The sequence below is a fragment of the Streptomyces sp. RKAG293 genome (genome assembly GCF_023701745.1).
Classification (GTDB): domain Bacteria; phylum Actinomycetota; class Actinomycetes; order Streptomycetales; family Streptomycetaceae; genus Actinacidiphila.
The window spans coordinates 7,906,299-7,921,929 of sequence record NZ_JAJOZB010000001.1 but is presented as its reverse complement, the minus strand read 5'-3'; the positions used below and the strand labels follow the sequence as shown (position 1 = coordinate 7,921,929).

At 71.8% G+C, this 15,631-nt stretch carries 10 protein-coding genes and 2 pseudogenes; 4 read left to right on the top strand and 8 right to left on the bottom strand.

The features are described 5' to 3' along the window. Window positions 1-2 precede the first annotated feature (2 nt). From LNW72_RS34955 to LNW72_RS34945, 3 genes and pseudogenes are all read right to left on the bottom strand, one after another. Window positions 3-275, bottom strand: a complete 273-nt coding sequence (locus tag LNW72_RS34955; protein ID WP_250980431.1) for a phosphopantetheine-binding protein — start codon at window positions 273-275, stop codon at window positions 3-5. A gap of 39 nt (window positions 276-314) precedes the next feature. Continuing rightward, a pseudogene (locus LNW72_RS34950) lies at window positions 315-1,262 on the bottom strand (beta-ketoacyl-ACP synthase III); the annotation flags it as partial. Between the two features lie 230 nt (window positions 1,263-1,492). Continuing rightward, window positions 1,493-2,944: an MFS transporter gene (locus LNW72_RS34945; protein WP_250979041.1), complete on the bottom strand. Its 1,452-nt coding sequence runs from the start codon at window positions 2,942-2,944 to the stop codon at window positions 1,493-1,495. 844 nt (window positions 2,945-3,788) lie between these two features. Between LNW72_RS34945 and LNW72_RS34940 the strand changes: the two genes are divergently transcribed. Further along, the gene (locus LNW72_RS34940; RefSeq protein ID WP_250979040.1) at window positions 3,789-6,152 is read left to right on the top strand and encodes a heavy metal translocating P-type ATPase; all 2,364 of its coding nucleotides are present in this window, start codon (window positions 3,789-3,791) and stop codon (window positions 6,150-6,152) included. Beyond that, a complete protein-coding gene (locus LNW72_RS34935; RefSeq protein ID WP_250979039.1) occupies window positions 6,149-6,679 on the top strand; it encodes a copper chaperone PCu(A)C in 531 nt (176 codons plus the stop codon). The genes LNW72_RS34940 and LNW72_RS34935 overlap by 4 nt, the downstream gene beginning before the upstream one ends. 32 nt (window positions 6,680-6,711) lie before the next feature. Here LNW72_RS34935 and LNW72_RS34930 read toward each other — a convergent pair whose 3' ends face one another. The 3 genes from LNW72_RS34930 to LNW72_RS34920 form a co-directional block, all read right to left on the bottom strand. Continuing rightward, window positions 6,712-7,464, bottom strand: coding sequence for an aspartyl/asparaginyl beta-hydroxylase domain-containing protein (locus tag LNW72_RS34930; protein ID WP_250979038.1), 753 nt, complete (start codon window positions 7,462-7,464; stop codon window positions 6,712-6,714). Further along, complete coding sequence (locus LNW72_RS34925; RefSeq protein ID WP_374117370.1) at window positions 7,461-8,189, bottom strand: sigma-70 family RNA polymerase sigma factor; 729 nt, start codon at window positions 8,187-8,189, stop codon at window positions 7,461-7,463. Before LNW72_RS34925 ends, LNW72_RS34930 begins: the two co-directional genes overlap by 4 nt. Window positions 8,190-8,461: 272 nt before the next feature. Further along, entirely contained in the window at window positions 8,462-9,196 is a 735-nt protein-coding gene (locus tag LNW72_RS34920) for a hypothetical protein (protein ID WP_250979037.1), read from the bottom strand. Window positions 9,197-9,498: 302 nt separating this feature from the next. Here LNW72_RS34920 and LNW72_RS34915 point away from each other — a divergent pair, with 302 nt between their 5' ends. Continuing rightward, window positions 9,499-11,568 (top strand): phosphocholine-specific phospholipase C, encoded by a 2,070-nt coding sequence (locus tag LNW72_RS34915; protein ID WP_250979036.1) that lies wholly within the window; start codon window positions 9,499-9,501, stop codon window positions 11,566-11,568. 33 nt (window positions 11,569-11,601) lie between these two features. Here LNW72_RS34915 and LNW72_RS34910 read toward each other — a convergent pair whose 3' ends face one another. Then, on the bottom strand, window positions 11,602-12,381 hold the full coding sequence (locus LNW72_RS34910) for an AfsR/SARP family transcriptional regulator (RefSeq protein WP_285371024.1): 780 nt from the start codon (window positions 12,379-12,381) through the stop codon (window positions 11,602-11,604). 228 nt (window positions 12,382-12,609) lie between these two features. Between LNW72_RS34910 and LNW72_RS34905 the strand changes: the two genes are divergently transcribed. Next, window positions 12,610-13,359, top strand: coding sequence for a peptidoglycan-binding protein (locus tag LNW72_RS34905; protein WP_308402078.1), 750 nt, complete (start codon window positions 12,610-12,612; stop codon window positions 13,357-13,359). Between the two features lie 114 nt (window positions 13,360-13,473). Here LNW72_RS34905 and LNW72_RS34900 read toward each other — a convergent pair. Further along, window positions 13,474-15,533 (bottom strand): annotated as a pseudogene (locus LNW72_RS34900) (restriction endonuclease). Between the last annotated feature and the right edge of the window lie 98 nt (window positions 15,534-15,631).

Here is a 15,631-nt window from a genome sequence, read left to right as displayed (position 1 = left end):
GGTCAGCCCTTCGGGTGGTGGGTGGTCGAGGTGCTGACCGGGCCGTCGAGCTTGGCGTCGATCAGCCGTACGGCCTCGTCGAGGGTGAGGTCGCCGCGGAGTTCGTTGTCCGCCACCTCGATGCCGAGGTCACGCTCCAGGCGCATGCTGATCTCGACCATCGTCAGCGAGTCGACGTCGAGTTCGGCGAACGACGCCTCGGGGCGGACCCGTTCCGGGTCCGCGTCGTGCAGCTTCGCGATGATCGCGACCAACTGCTCGTAGGTGGTGCTCATGTGGGCTGTCTCCTCCGTTGTCCTTCGGGTACCGGAAGCGGTGAGGTCGGGCCACCGCAGCACGCAGGAGCCCCAGGTGAGGCCGCCTCCGAACGCGGTGAGCAGGATGCGCTGGCCCGGCTGGACGGCCTGCTGGGCGGCGGCGTCGGCGAGGGCGAGCGGTATCGAGGCGGCGCCGGTGTTGCCGACGGACTCGATGTTGGACACACAGGCGGTCCTGGCGAGGCCGAGCTCATCCGCCACCGAGTGCAGGATCCGCAGATTGGCCTGGTGGGGCACGAAGTGGTCGACGTCCTCGACCTTCCAGTCGGCGCGCTCCAGCACCGCGCGCGCCGAACCGGCCATACGGGTCACGGCGTGCCGGTAGACCTCCCGTCCGCGCATCGCGAAGTGCTGGTCCGCGCGAGTGGCGTCGCCTGCGCGCTGCCGGGAGCCGCCGGCCGCGACGATGATGAGTTCCTCGCCGGCGCCGTCACTGCCGAGGTCGAAGTGGGTCACGGCGCCGAGCTCGTCGGCGTGCCCGGCCCGCAGCACCACCGCCCCCGCACCGTCGCCGAAGATGATCGCGTTCGCCCGGTCGTCGGGGTCCACGATGGCGGAGTACGTGTCCGCGCCGATCAGCAGCACCCGGCGCGCGACGCCGGCCGCGATGAGCCCGGCCGCGGACGCCAGCCCGTAGACGAAACCGGTGCACACCGCGCCGACGTCGAACGCGGCGACACCGTTCAGACCGAGCCGGTCGGCGACGACGGGCGCGGTGGCCGGGCAGGAGCGGTCCGGTGTGGTGGTGGCGACGATCACCGCGTCCACCGACTCGATGCCGGCCGACTCCAGCGCACGGCGGCCCGCCTCGACCGCCAGGTCGGAGGTGGCCTGCCCGGGGTCCGCGAAGTGCCGCCGGCCGATGCCGGTACGGGTTCTGATCCAGGCATCGGTGGTGTCCAGCCGCTGCGACAGTTCCTCGTTGGTGACGACCCGGGGCGGCAGCCACCCGGCGAGTCCGCAGACGACGGCGACGGGCCGGGACCCGTCGCGCCGGTGGGCCGGGTGGGTCGGATCGGTGGGATCGGTGACGGTGTTCGGCAGGGTCGGAGCGTTCGGGCTGAGCACGACGGTTCTCCTCGGTATGCGTGCACTTGCGCGGCCACGGGGGCCGGGAGGAAATCGGAGGCGGCAGGGCGGCGGGCGGCACTCGGCAACGCCACGCGTGACCGGGGTCAGGGAGCCGGAGGGGCGGGAGGGGCCGGAGGTAAGGGGCCCGGCACTCTGCGGAAGGCCAGCAGCACCACGGTGCCCAGACAGATGCCGGCCGCGATCACGTACACGGCCGTACGGATGTCGCCCAGCAGGGCGAGCCGCAGCGCGTCGCCGGTGAGCCCGCCGTGCCGGCCGGTGTCGGCGACGGCCACCAGCACCGCGAGGCCGACCGCACCACCGACCTGGAGGGTCGTGGACGCGAGACCGGACGCGACGCCCTGGTCCCCGGGCGCGACCCCGGTGGCCGCCGCGATCCACATGGCGGTCCAGCCGGCGCCCTGCCCGGCGCTCAGCAGCACGATCCCCGGCAGCACCCGCACGTACGAGCCGTCGGCGGTCAGACCCAGAGCGAGCAGCGCGGCACCGGCGGCGCCCAGCAGCAGTGCTCCCAGCAGGGTCTTCGTCATCCCGATCGCGCCGACGGCCAGCTCACCCGCCTTGGTGCCGGCCGCGACCACGAGCGCCGGTACGAGGAAGGCGAGTCCGGTCTCGAGGGCGCTGTAGCCGCGGACCGTCTGGAAGTACAGCGTCAGGAAGTACGGCAGTGAGCTGAAGGTGGCGCTGAACACCGCGGTCAGCACCATGGCGGCGACCAGGCTCGGGTGGGCGAACAGCCGGGCCGGGGTGAGCGGATCGCGGGTGCGGGTCTCGATGACCGCGAAGGCCGCGAGCAGGGCGACGGAGGCCACCGAGCAGCCGAGGACGGAGAGGCTGGTCCAGCCGGCCTCGGGCGCGTGCACCAGAACGAAGACCAGCAGGGTGATGCCGCCGGTCGCCGCGAGCGCGCCGGCCACGTCGAACTCCCGCCGCTGACCCCGCACTTCGTCAGCGGGGAACAGCATCCAGCCCGCCACGGCGATCGCCCCGGCCAGCGGCACGTTGACGTAGAAGACCGACGGCCAGCCGAACGCGTCGACGAGCACTCCGCCGAGCAGGGAGCCGAAGCAGAGTCCGCCCGCGCCCGCGGCGCCCCAGACGGCGAGCGCCCGGTTGCGGGCCGGTCCCTCGCTGAACAGCGTATTGATCAAAGAGAGAGTGGCGGGAAACAGCAGGGCCCCGCCGATGCCCTGGACGGCGCGGACGGCCACCAGGACGGTGGCGGATCCGGCCAGTCCGCCGACGAGCGAGGAGCCGGCGTACAGCAGCGCGGCGACGACGAAGACCCGGCGGCGGCCGACCAGGTCCGTGGTGCGGCCGCCCAGCAGCAGGAATCCGGCGGTGGCGACGACGTAGGCGCTGACCACCCACTGGAGGTCCTGGGCCGAGAAGCCGAGACCGCTGCCGATGCTCGGGAGCGCGACGTAGACGACGTTGAAGTCGAGAGCGATGACGAGCTGGGCGGTGGCCAGGACGAACAAGGACAGTCCGAGACGTTGGCGCGATGGAGCGGGTGGTGCCTTCAGTGCAGACATGCTCGGACGTTCCCCCTTGGAATCCGCCCCTGGTCGTATGCCCGTCATACGCCGGAAGCGGCGGCCCGTCCTGGATCCTGACCGAGGTCCAGGAACGCGGCAAACGCCGTGCATTCGTTTTGGACTGTCCTGACGTCCTGTTGCGAATGCGGCTTCCTTATGATCCGGAGGATCCGCCGTTTCGGAGCAAGGGGATGTGCCGCCGATATCTGGCCAAAATAATGGGCACTCCGGGAGGCGATGTCAACCCGGTCCGCTGACCAAACCTGCTATTTTTGGCCATTCCCGAGACCTTGTACGGCACAGGAGATGGCGAATTCCGACCGTAACTCCCGTGACGCCGTCTCGTTCTCACCACACCGGCCTTCAACAGGTGTTTAACAGTAGTCGGATGACGGAGCCGTTCAGTTCCCGGGCCCTTCGATATTTTTCATCACACCTTACTGAGTTGCCGATCGGGCTACCAGCCCCGTACAGCATGCAAACATTAGGGAGTGGCATTGACTCCCGTGGCAGAAACCCGCGCTCCCTCGCGTTCCGCCAGCTCCTGGCGTATATCCAGGGCCGCGCCACCACCGGCCCTGCTCGGATTCCTGGTGTTGTTGGCCGTGTTGATGGCGGGCTCGTTCGCGGTCGGCCGGGCGGCCGGTCCCGTCTCCCCCGGAATCCACCGGACGGGCAATGACGCACCGGGTGTTCCGGGCGATCCCTCGTCGGATTCCGGGCCGGGATCCGGGCCCGGTTCCGAGCCGGGCGCGCCGGCGGAACCGGACAGCGACGGCGGCGGGATGCCGGGCATGGGCGGCATGGGGTCGCAGGGGCCCGAGCTCCCGGCGGCCGGACGATGACGGCCACCGGTCCGGTCACCACGGACCTCGTCGTCGGCGGTATGACGTGCGCGGCCTGCGTCGGCCGGGTGGAGAAGAAGCTCGCCAGGCTCCCTGACGTGACCGCCAGCGTGAATCTGGCCACCGGCCGAGCCCGGGTCACCCACCCGCCGGAGATGCCCGCCGAGCAGCTGATTTCAGCCGTCGAGCAGGCCGGGTACACCGCCGAACTCCCACGGCCCCCCGCACCGGCCGGCACCGGAACCACCGGGGCGGCCGACGGCGCCGGGACCGATGGCGCCACGGCCCGTGACGCCGACCGGGACCGGTTGCTCGGCACCGCGGCGCTCGCGCTCCCCGTCATGCTGCTGTCCATGGTCCCGGCCTGGCAGTTCAACCACTGGCAGTGGCTGTGTTTCACCCTCGCCGCACCCGTCGCCGTATGGGGGGCCTGGCCCTTCCACCGGCTGGCCCTGCGGGGGCTGCGGCACTCGGCGGCCACCATGGACACACTGGTGTCCGTGGGGGTGGCCGCGTCCTTCCTCTGGTCCGTGTACGCGCTGTTCCTCGGCGGGGCCGGCGAACAGAACATGCGGATGCCGTTCAACTGGCTGCCGACGGCGGGCGACGGAGTCGCCCATGTGTACCTGGAGGCGGCGGTCGGCGTTCCGCTGTTCGTACTGACCGGGCGCTATCTGGAGGCACACGCGCGGCGCGGCACCGGCTCGGCGCTCCGCGCGCTGGCGGAACTCGGCGCCAAGGACGTCGAGTTGCGGGACCGCAACGGACCCGGCGGTCCACGGATACCGATCGCCGAGCTGCGGGTGGGCCAGGAGTTCCTCGTCCGGCCCGGGGAGAAGGTCGCCACCGACGGTGTCGTGGTGGAGGGCAGTTCCGCGCTCGATCTCTCCCTGGTCACCGGTGAGAGCACACCGGTGGAGGTCGGGCCGGGCACCACGGTGGTGGGCGCGGCGGTCAACTCCGGCGGACTGCTGGTGGTGCGGGCGACCGCCGTCGGCGCTGACACCCAACTCGACCGGATCACCCGTCTGGTGACCGACGCCCAGGCGGGCAAGGCCCGTATCCAGCGGCTCGCGGACTCCGTCGCGGGCGTGTTCGTCCCCGCCATCGTGACGGTCGCCGCCACCGTGCTCAGCTTCTGGCTGGGAGCGGGGGCCGGCGCGGAGGCCGCCGTGACCGCGGCCGTCGCCGTACTGGTCGTGGCCTGCCCGTGCGCGCTCGGCCTCGCCACCCCCACCGCCTTTCTCGCCGCCACCGGTCGCGGTGCCCAACTGGGCATCCTGATCCGCGAGCCCGAGGCACTGGAGCGGCTGCGCCGGGTGGACACCGTCGTGTTCGACAAGACCGGCACGCTCACCACCGGCCGGATGACCCTCGTCGAGACCACGACCGTTCCCGAAGGGCCGGCCGCGGCCGAGGTGCTGCGGCTGGCCGGCGCGGCGGAGCACGGCTCTGAGCACCCCATCGGGCGGGCGGTGGCCGCCGCCGCGCGCCGCCGCGCCGGAGAGGGCACCGCTCTCCCCGGGGCCGAGGACTTCCGGGCGCTGCCCGGCGTCGGTGTGTCCGGCCGGGTCGAGGGACGGGAGGTCCGGGTGATCGGCCCCCGCGACCGATCCGCTCTCCCCGGTGTCCTGCGGCAGGCGCTCGACCGGGCGGAGCACGCCGCGCACACCGCCGTCGTCGTGGAGCTGGACGGCCGGGCGGTCGCCGTGCTGGCCGTCGGCGACACCGTCCGCCCTTCCAGCTATCGCGCCGTGCGCCATCTGCGGGAGCTGGGCATCGAATCCGTCCTGCTGACCGGTGACGGCCCCGCAGCGGCCAAGGCGGTCGCCGAGCAGGCCGGCATCACTCAAGTGCACGCGGGTGTCCTCCCGCAGGGCAAGGCGGAGATCATCACCGAACTGCAGGCTGCCGGGCGGCGGGTGGCGATGGTCGGTGACGGCGTCAACGACGCCGCGGCGCTGGCCGTCGCCGACCTCGGGATGGCGATGGGCGCGGGCACCGACGTGGCGATCGGCGCGGCCGACATCACGCTCGTCCGCGAGGACATGGAGGCGGTCGTGGAAGCGGTCCGGCTCACCCGCCGCACCCTGCGCACGATCCGCGCCAACCTCGGCTGGGCGTTCGGGTACAACCTCCTCACCGTGCCGCTCGCGGCCACCGGCTGGCTCGACCCGATGTTCGCGGCGCTGGCGATGTCGGCCAGCTCGGTGCTCGTCGTCGGCAACAGCCTGCGGCTGCTCGCTCCTTCGGCCGGCGGCGGACCCGGCCCGGGTTCCGGGCCGGGAGGCGGCGGGCGGTCCGGGCGTACGCCGGGCCGGCGGCAGGGCGGCGAACGGTCCCTGGCGGGTGCGCGATGAGTACGCCGATCCGCGACGACGACCGGCCCGCTTCCGGCACGGACGGCATCGTCCTGGAGGTGCCAGGTGCGGTGCGCGCCGCCCTGGTCCCGGTGGCCACCTGCGTGGCCGTGCTGGCGCTGCTCACCGCCTATACGACGACGGGCGCGGCCGGTGAACCCCCGGCCCGCATCACCGTCACCGACGCCCGGCTCTTCCGGCCCACCAACACCGAGGCGACCGCGGCCTTCTTCACCCTCCGCAACTCCGGCGGCACCGACGACATCCTGCTGTCGGTGGACTCCCCGGTCCTGGGGCCGGCGATGCTCACCCGCACGGTCGTCCGCGACGGAGCCGGCCGGATGACGCCCGCGGGCCCGGTCGCGGTGCCCGCGCACCGCATCGTGACCATGGATCCGGCCGGGCTCGACGTCATGATCCAGCGCCCGCCGCGACTGCCGCTGGGCGAGCGGGTGCCGTTCGTCCTGCGCTTCCGGGACAGCGGGGTCATACGCGTCGAGGCCGTGGTCGTCCGTCCGGGAGCCTGACCCCGGACGGACGACGGCCTGTCAGCCCCCGGTCATCCCTCCCCCATCAGCTTCCGGATCTCGGTGATGAGGGCGACGAGCGCCGCCCGCTCCGGGACCGTGGTGTCGGGGTGCCAGAGGTCGATCAGCAGGGCGGTGCGCGGCCGGGTGCCGCGGTTCCACGCCTCGTGCTCGAAGGAGTAGTCGAACAGCAGGCACTTGCCCTCCTCCCAGCTCCTGGTCTCACCGGCGACCGTGATGCCGCAGCCCTCCGGGATGTCCACGGCGAGGTGCAGATTGATGCTGAAGTTCCACAGGTCGTGGTGCGGGGCGATCGACGCGCCGGGCAACAGCGTGGAGAAGTGGCTCTCCAGGAGCGGGCAGATCTTCCCGGTGTCGACCGCGTACTCCTCGAGCACCCCGAACGCCGTCGGCACGACGTCCGCCGACTCCCGCACCAGGTCTCCCCTGCGGTACAGATACAGCGCCTGCCAGTCCTCCTGGCGCGTCAGGTAGTGCTCGTAGTCCGAGAACGCGGCCCGGCGCTCGGACCAGGCCTCCGCCAGCTCGCTTCGTATGGCGGAGTGCGCGGCTTCGAGAGCGTGCACCACGGGGGCCAGCTCCTGGTGTTCGTACGGGTCGTGCCACGGGCGCTGCGAGATCCCGGGCATGATCCACTTGGCGCCCTTCTGCAGCGGGTGCCGGTCCTGCCGCCCCGGCTCCAGCATCTGCTCGACGCGCTCGATGGCTTCCGCCCCGTACTGCTCCCGCAGTGCGGCGAAGGCCTTCTCCATCTCGGGGGTCATGCGTGGCTCCAGACGTGCTGCTGAGTGATGTGGGGTGGACGGACGGGGTACTCGGCGGTCTCGTGCCCACGGTCGGGGTGCTCCGTGGCGTGCTGCCGGTGTGCGGCTCCCGGGCGCGGCGCCGTTTCCGCCGCCTTCAGCAGGACGACCAGGTCGTCGCGGGCGCGGGCGACGCGGGACCGTACGGTGCCGATCGGGCAGCCGGCCGTGGAGGCGGCCTCGGCGTAGGACAGGCCGAGCAACTGGGTGAGGACGAACGCCTCCCGGCGTGGCGCCTGCAGGGTGTCGAGCAGTTCGAGCATCGCCACGCCCTCCTCGAAGCCCGGCACCCCGACGGGCTGGGTTCCCTCGGCGGCGCTGCGCCAGTCGACGGCGTCGGAGATCCGGGGCCGGGCGGCGGCGTGCCGGTAGCGGTCGATGACGGCCCGGCGGGCGATCGACAGCAGCCAGGTCCGCGCGCCCGAACGGCCGGCGAACCGCGGCAGGCCGCCCAGCGCCCTCAGGAACGTGTCCTGGGTCAGGTCGTCGGCGCCGTGCACATCGCCGCTCAGATGGGCGGTGAACCGCCAGACGTCGCTGTACGTCGCCTGTACGAAACGCTCGACCGCCGCTGGATCACCGCCGCGCGCGGCGAGCGCCCACTCGGTGACCTGTTCGTCGTCCTTGCGAGCCGACGGCCTCGGGGCGCCCCTCACCAGGGCATGAGTCATCAGGGCATGAGTCATCGCAAAAGGTCCTTCTCGTGCTGCACGGCCGCACCACGGCGTGAAGCGGCCGTCGGCGAACGGCATCTCAGGACCGGCGGTGTCCGTCCGGACGGGCCCGGTCCGTGTCCCCCGGCCGCGGTCGGCGGGCGGTGGGAGAGATCCGTGTGGTCAGGGACCGGCCTGCGCGACGGCGCCGGCCGTGGGCGCGGCGGCGTACGGGCAGGCGGGTGCTCCGCCCGTCACCCGGGCGCGCGGCATTGGTCGGCCGGGCGCGCCGGGGACGAGCGGTGTCAGCAGTGCCGGACGGCTGCTGGTGGGCCCCTGCGGGACAGGACGTGGTGCAGCAGAACGCCGCGCAGCGCGTGCGCGGGAGCGTCGTCGGCGGTACGGCGCGGGCACGGCCGGCCGTCGTCCTGAACGGTGCGGAAGAAGCGGCACAGCACGCGCCAGACGCGTCGCAACGGGGCGGCCACCAGGGCCGACAGGGCCCGTCCGAGACGGAAGGCGCCCGCCTCACCGCGCCACAGCCACAGTCCGCAGACCACGGCGGCGAGCAGGTGGGCGAGGAACATCGTGGTGGAGTCGTGGCCGCCGGACGACATGCCCATGAGGTCGGAGTCGGCGATCGGGTGACCGGCGGAACCGGACATACCCATGCCCATGTTCATGCTCATGTCCATGTCGCCGATGCGCATGACCGCGGACATCGCGGCGGAGCCGCTGTGCATGCCCGGCATGTCGTGGGACATGAGGCCGGCCGTTCCCCGGCCGAGTGGCTGGGTGAGCCCGAACAGGGTGTGCAGGCCGAGTTGGGCCAGGACGGTGGATCCGGTGACGACCAGAACGCCGCGTTCCCGCCCGGCCAGCCACCAGGCGGCCGAGGCCGTACCGGAGAAGGCCGCGCAGAGCGACCACCACGGAACGGGGACGCCGGAGGCCCAGGAGTGCCCGAGCGCTGCCATCAGCACGCAGACGGCCGCGAACATCGCGCCTCGTGCGGTGCGGGACGCCGGCCCGGTGGTCATGCGGCCATCGTGCCACCCCGGCCCGCCCGATGGGAGCGATATGGCCCCGGACCTGACCGTTTGTGATGTACGTGATGAGAATCCGGCGGGTTCGGCGGTCTCCGGCCCGGGTGGTGCGGGACCGGGGCGTCCCTCTTGGTTTCGGTGCCGGTGAGTGCGAGCATGTCGCTCGCCCGCGAGTGATCGCGGTTGGCGGAGTGTTCACCGTGGTTCCATCCAACGGTCACGGCGGGTTCTCCACCACCTGAGGAGACTGTCAGCGCATCCGCACTGCCACGGACGACCCTGGAGGCCGGCCTCTCATGACCGCCATCGACCGCCGACGATTCATGCAGCTGGCCGGTGGCACCGCCGCCGCCTCCATGCTGTCGAACAGCATCGCCCGAGCCGCGGAGATCCCGGCGAACCGCCGCACCGGCTCGCTGCGCGACGTCGAGCACATCGTCGTCCTGATGCAGGAGAACCGATCCTTCGACCACTACTTCGGTACGCTGCGCGGCACCCGCGGGTTCGGTGACCCCCGGCCGGTGGTGCTGCCCAGCGGCAAGACGGTCTTCCACCAGTCCGACGGCACTAAGGACGTCCTGCCCTTCCACCCGGAGGCGGACAATCTCGGCCTGCAGTTCCTCCAGGACCTCAACCACGACTGGAACGGCGGCCACGCCGCCTTCAACCAGGGCAAGTACGACCGCTGGGTGCCGGCCAAGACCGCGACGACGATGGCCTACCTGACGCGCGAGGACATCCCCTTCCACTACGCGCTGGCCGACACGTTCACCATCTGCGACGCGTACCACTGCTCGCTGCTCGGCCCCACGGACCCCAACCGCTACTACATGTGGACCGGCTTCGTCGGCAACGACGGCACCGGCGGCGGACCCGTCATCACCAACGCCGAGGCCGGCTACTCCTGGACGACGTACCCCGAGCGCCTGGAGAAGGCCGGGGTCTCCTGGAAGATCTACCAGGACGTGGGCGACGGCCTCGACGCGGCCGGCGGCTGGGGCTGGATCGAGGACGCCTACCGGGGCAACTACGGCGACAACTCGCTGCTCTACTTCGACCAGTACCGCAACGCGAAGCCGGGCGACCCGCTCTACGACAAGGCCCGCACCGGCACCGACGCCAAGGCGGGCGAGGGCTTCTTCGACATTCTCAAGGCCGACGTGGCGGCCGACCGGCTGCCCGCGGTCTCCTGGATCGCGGCGCCCGAGGCCTTCACCGAGCACCCGAACTGGCCGGTCAACTACGGCGCCTGGTACATCTCCCAGGTGCTCGACGCGCTGACCTCCAACCCCGAGGTGTGGAGCAAGACCGCGGTCTTCATCACCTACGACGAGAACGACGGCTTCTTCGACCACGCCGTGCCGCCGTACCCGCCGTCCTCCCCGGCGCAGGGGAAGTCGACGGTGGACATCACGGGCGAGCTGTTCACGCCCACCGGAACCGACCACAGCGTGCCCGGCGCCTACGGCCTGGGACAGCGGGTCCCGATGTTCGTGGTGTCCCCGTGGAGCAAGGGCGGCTGGGTCAACTCCCAGGTCTTCGACCACACCTCGATCATCCGGTTCATCGAGCAGCGCTTCGGCGTCCACGAGCCCAACATCTCGCCCTGGCGCCGGGCGGTCTGCGGCGACCTCACCACCGCGTTCCAGTTCGGCAGGACCGACACCAGGGTCCCGTCGCTCCCCGACACCGCCGGCTACGTCCCGCCGGACCGCGACCGGCACCCCGACTACGTGCCGGTGCCCCCGGCCAACCCGGTGCTGCCGAAGCAGGAACCCGGTCTGCGCCCGGCCCGCGCGCTGCCGTACGACCTGGCCGCCGACGCCGGGGTCGACGTCAAGGGCCACCGGCTGAAGATCGACTTCGCCAACCACGGCAAGGCCGGCGCGAACCTGTACGTCACCTCCGCCACCGCCGCGGACGGCCCGTGGACGTACACCGTCGAGGCGGGACGGCGGCTGTCCGACAGCCTGGCCATCGCTCCTGCGGGGCACAGCGCCTACGACGTCACCGTGCACGGACCCAACGGCTTCCTGCGGCAGTTCGCGGGCCACGCCGGCAGCCGGGGCCCCGAGGTCACCGCGGCCCATGACCGGAGCAGCGGCCAGGTGCGGCTGGTGCTCAGCAATCCGGGCACCACGACCGTCAAGCTCACCGTCAAGGACGGGTACGGGCACGAGCGCCCGGCCACGTACCGGCTGCGGCCCGGCGCGCGCGCCGTCCACATCGCGCACCCGCGGCACAGCCACGACTGGTACGACCTGACGGTCCGCTCCGACCAGGACGGCGCCTTCCTGCGCCGGCTGGCCGGCCATGTCGAGACCGGCAAGCCCGGTATGAGCGACCCGGCGATCGCCACTCGCTGAGCCGCGTCCGGCCGTTCCTTCGTCCCTCCTCCGCTAGACGGGCAGGGCCGGCCTGACGAGCGCCGGGTCCTGGCGGAGGATCGACTGCTGGAGCCGGGCCAGTTCATGGCCCGGCTCCACTCCCAGTTCGTCGACGAGCATCTCCCGGGTCGTTCTGAACAGGGCGAGCGCCTCGGCCTGCCGGCCCGAGCGGTAGAGCGCCAGCATGAGGCCGGCGCGCGGCCCCTCCCGGAGCGGGCATTCGCGGATGACGCCCTTCAGCAGGGCGACGGCCTCCTCGTTCCGGCCGAGCGCCAGGGCGGCCGTCGCCTGGTACTCGGTCGCGGACGTCCGCAGCTCCTCCAGCCTCGCGATCTCCGCGGCGAGCGGTTCGTGTTCGGCGAGACCGGCCATCGCGGGGCCGCGCCACAGCCGCAGCGCCCTGGTCAGACAGCGGTACGCCTCCATGGCGCGACCCACCTCCAGCAGCGACCGGCCCTCCGACACGAGCCGCGCGAACCGGACTCCGTCGACCTGTTCGTCGGGAGCGTGCAGGGAGTACCCGCCGGGAACGCTGCGCACCAGGCGCACCGATCCGTCGGGCGGCCCCGGTTCCAGGAGTTTCCTGAACCGCGAGACATAGCTCTGAAGACTGTTGACGGCGCTGGGCGGCGCCTCGTCCCCCCATACGCAGTCGATGAGCCGGGGCACCGGAACGAACGTGTTGCGGTGCATCAACAAAGCTGCCACGACAGCCTGTTGTCTACGCCCTCCCGGGCTGATCGAACGGTTTTCGTCGGCGATGGTGACAGGTCCGAGTAAGCGGAACTCCATGGTCTCCCCCCAGACCGATGGTGCGTCTTTCACGGTCATTGTTTAACACGCGCATCTCATGGATGAGAAGTAGGCCTGCTACGCACCTTGCACGCAGGTTGCACGAATTCTGCAAGGTCGCCCGAGGACTGTGTCTTTACCGGCTCCACGGTGGAGCCGACGGGGGTGATGCACATGTCCGCAGATCCATTGACGGCGCAAACGCTACAAGGAGATCCGGACGCGGTCATGCGGACCGCGGCCGGGCAGGTCGGTGTCCACGAGGGCCGTGATCACGGCGACTGGAACAACATCCAGCGGTACAGCGACGAGGTCCCCGGCCTGGAGTGGTCGCAGGGGCAGCCCTGGTGCGCGACGTTCGTCTCCTGGGTGGCGTTGCGCGCCGGCGCGGCCGCCCTGTTCCCGCGTACCGCGGCGTGCGCCACGGGCGTCGCGTGGTTCAGGGAGCGCCAGCGCTTCTCGGAGTATCCGGCGGTGGGAGCCCAGGTCTTCTACGGTGCCGGCGGTTCCGAGCACACGGGCGTGGTGGAGCGGTTCGATGCCACGCGCATCTACACGATCGAGGGCAACACCAACGTGAACGGCTCGGCCGAGGGCGACGGGGTCTACCGGCGGGTGCGCGAACGCGCCTCGCCCCGGGTGTACGGCTACGGCTACCCGAAGTACCCGGGCGGCATCGATTCCGCCGATCCGGCCTGGCCCCGTCCGGCGCCCACCCCGCACCCGCCCGCCCTGGAGCCGTTCCCCGGCACGCAGTGGTTCCACACCGCGCCGCACAGCCCGATCATCACGGCGATGGGCCGCCGGCTGGTGGCCGAAGGAGTGGCGCTGTACAGCCAGGGGCCGGGCCCGCGGTGGACCGATACCGACCGGCGTTCGTACGCGAAGTTCCAGCTGAAGATCGGTTATCGGGGTTCGGACGCCGACGGCTGGCCCGGTCCGGTTTCCTGGGTGAAACTGCGCGTGCCGAATACCTGACCTTTCGCCCGGAATTCCCTCTTCGAATTTCCGTCCCACGTACACGAGTTCGCATTCCAGCGGCATCGGGGTAACTCCGCATCGAAAGCCTTTTCGGTGTCCGGGTGGGATTCCCTAACCGACGTCGATGCCGTAGTCCCGGACCAGTGCTTCCAGCCCGCCCTCGTATCCCTTGCCGCCGATGACGAACTCCCAGTCGCCGCTGGCCCGGCGGCGGAAGGAGCCGAGGATCAACGCGGTCTCACCGGCCCGGCCGTCGGAGACCTCCAGCCGGTCGAGTTCGGCTCCCGATCCGTCCGACAGCCGGATGAAGGAGTCGGTGAAGCCGGCGAGGTCGGCGTGCGGATTGATCTCGGGGTCGATCGACACCGCCAGCACGAGCCGGTCCGCGCTCGGGGGAAGGGCGTCGAAGGCCACCCGGACGGCGGCTTTGTCCCGGGCGGGCCGGGACACCGCGCGCACCGCTCCGTCGGGTGTCTGCGCGTTGTTGAAGAAGACGAAGTGGTCGTCGCTCAGCGCGCGGTTCCCCCGGCAGACGAGCGCGCACACGTCCAGCGCGACACCCCCCGACCAGGACATCCCCAGCAGGTTGTACTCGGTGTCGGGGACGGCCGCCGCGGCCGGTGGAGTGGTCCGCTGGGCCGGCACCGCCGGGCCACCGCCGAGCCGGCCGCGCAGCCCGTGGCGGCCCAGCAGGTCGACGAGTTCCGGGCCGGAGATCAGCGTCAGCGGTTTGCCGCTGGCGAAGGTGTAGGAGCCGGGGCCGTAGCCCGAGGTCGTCACCAGGACGCCCTTGATCGCGCCCGCTCCCTGCACCGTTCCGAACAGATCGCGTACGGCGGTGGGCGGCACGGTGTGGCGGTAGCGCTTCACCTGCACGATGATCGTGCCGCCGCTGATGGGGTCGGGGTCCAGCGCCTCGACGTCGACTCCGCCGTCGTTGGAGCGCTGCGTCATGACCGCCTGCATGCCGCGGGCCCGGAACAGCTCGGCCACCAGCGACTCGAACTCGATCGGGTCCATCTCGAACAGGTCCGGGTCCTCGCCTCCCCCGTGCGAGACCGTGCCCCGGCCCAGGTCGCCCGGCACCGCACCGGGCCGCACCACGGTGCGCTGGTCGGGGCGCGCGGACAGCTTGCCGCCCAGGCCGTCGACGAGACAGTCCACCGCACTGACCTGGACGAGGTTCAGCCGCTCGAAGACCTGGCGGTCCGCCGCGACCGTGGCGAGGAAGAGCTGGGCCCGCAGCCCGGTCGAGGGGTCGTGGTCGTCCACGAAGCCGTTCAGCGTGACCGAGTCCAGGGTGCCGAACTCGTCCGCCGCGAACAGTTCGCGCAGCGCCAGCAGCACGCACTGCGCCACCACGTCCCGGTAGACGGCCCGGCGCTGCCCCACCGGCCTGGCCGTCTCCTTGTCCTGGTCCGCGCCGGGCATGTACCGCACCAGCTTGGCCTCCGGAACGATGTCGTAGCCCGGGAGCTCCCAGTTCAGCACGAGGCGGCGGGCGGGCGCGTCGTAGGCGCACGACACCTGGCGCGGGAATCCCTCCGGCCAGGCCGTGGAGGCGTACAGCGCCGCGGAGAAGTACTCCACCACCGTCTCCGGGTCCCCCGGCGCATACCGCTGACGTTCTCCGCGATACCGGCGTTGTGGCGGCGGATCTCCGCGAGCTGGGCGGCCCGCCAGGCGTCGTACTGCCGGCCGTGCGAGGTGAGTTGCTGCTGCCGCTGCGCCTCGGCGGTCTGCGCGGCCGCCAGGTCGTGCTCGTACCGGGCCTGCGCCTCTTCCTGCGCCCGCCGGCCGGAGCCGAAACCCCAGCCGGACTGCGGGCGGTAGGCACTCTGCTGCGGCACCGGGACGGGGACGGCGAGCCGGCCGGGGGCGAACGGCTCCAGCTGTTCGGACCGCAGCAGGGCCGAGGTGCGGAACGCCGGGGCCCGGCAGCCCGTCGCGAGCAGCCGGGTCAACGACTCGACCCGCGTGTCGAGTTCCTCGGTGCGCCTTCTGGCGTCCGCCTCGCGGCGCTGCCGGTACGCGGCCTGCTGTTCCCGGTTGCTGCGGGCGAGTTCCCGTTCGGCGTAGCGCTGTTCCCGCTGGTGCGCTTCCAACTGGCGCTGCCGCTGACGCTGCGCCTCGGCCCACACGCCCATCGACCGGTTGGAGCGACTACTCATCCGGGCACACGCCCTCCCCCGGGTCGCTTCACGGACCCGGAACTGTGCACTGGCACACCCACCAGCTGTACGGCATTTCGCGGTGATCCGACTCTAGT

What these genes read in the sequence shown, in the direction of transcription:
- LNW72_RS34955 (WP_250980431.1), bottom strand. Translation starts at nt 275, where the DNA reads ATGAGCACCACCTACGAGCAGTTGGTCGCGATCATCGCGAAGCTGCAC.
- LNW72_RS34945 (WP_250979041.1), bottom strand. Translation starts at nt 2,944, where the DNA reads ATGTCTGCACTGAAGGCACCACCCGCTCCATCGCGCCAACGTCTCGGA.
- LNW72_RS34940 (WP_250979040.1), top strand. Translation starts at nt 3,789, where the DNA reads ATGACGGCCACCGGTCCGGTCACCACGGACCTCGTCGTCGGCGGTATG.
- LNW72_RS34935 (WP_250979039.1), top strand. Translation starts at nt 6,149, where the DNA reads ATGAGTACGCCGATCCGCGACGACGACCGGCCCGCTTCCGGCACGGAC.
- LNW72_RS34930 (WP_250979038.1), bottom strand. Translation starts at nt 7,464, where the DNA reads ATGACCCCCGAGATGGAGAAGGCCTTCGCCGCACTGCGGGAGCAGTAC.
- LNW72_RS34925 (WP_374117370.1), bottom strand. Translation starts at nt 8,189, where the DNA reads ATGACTCATGCCCTGATGACTCATGCCCTGGTGAGGGGCGCCCCGAGG.
- LNW72_RS34920 (WP_250979037.1), bottom strand. Translation starts at nt 9,196, where the DNA reads ATGACCACCGGGCCGGCGTCCCGCACCGCACGAGGCGCGATGTTCGCG.
- LNW72_RS34915 (WP_250979036.1), top strand. Translation starts at nt 9,499, where the DNA reads ATGACCGCCATCGACCGCCGACGATTCATGCAGCTGGCCGGTGGCACC.
- LNW72_RS34910 (WP_285371024.1), bottom strand. Translation starts at nt 12,381, where the DNA reads ATGGAGTTCCGCTTACTCGGACCTGTCACCATCGCCGACGAAAACCGT.
- LNW72_RS34905 (WP_308402078.1), top strand. Translation starts at nt 12,610, where the DNA reads ATGCGGACCGCGGCCGGGCAGGTCGGTGTCCACGAGGGCCGTGATCAC.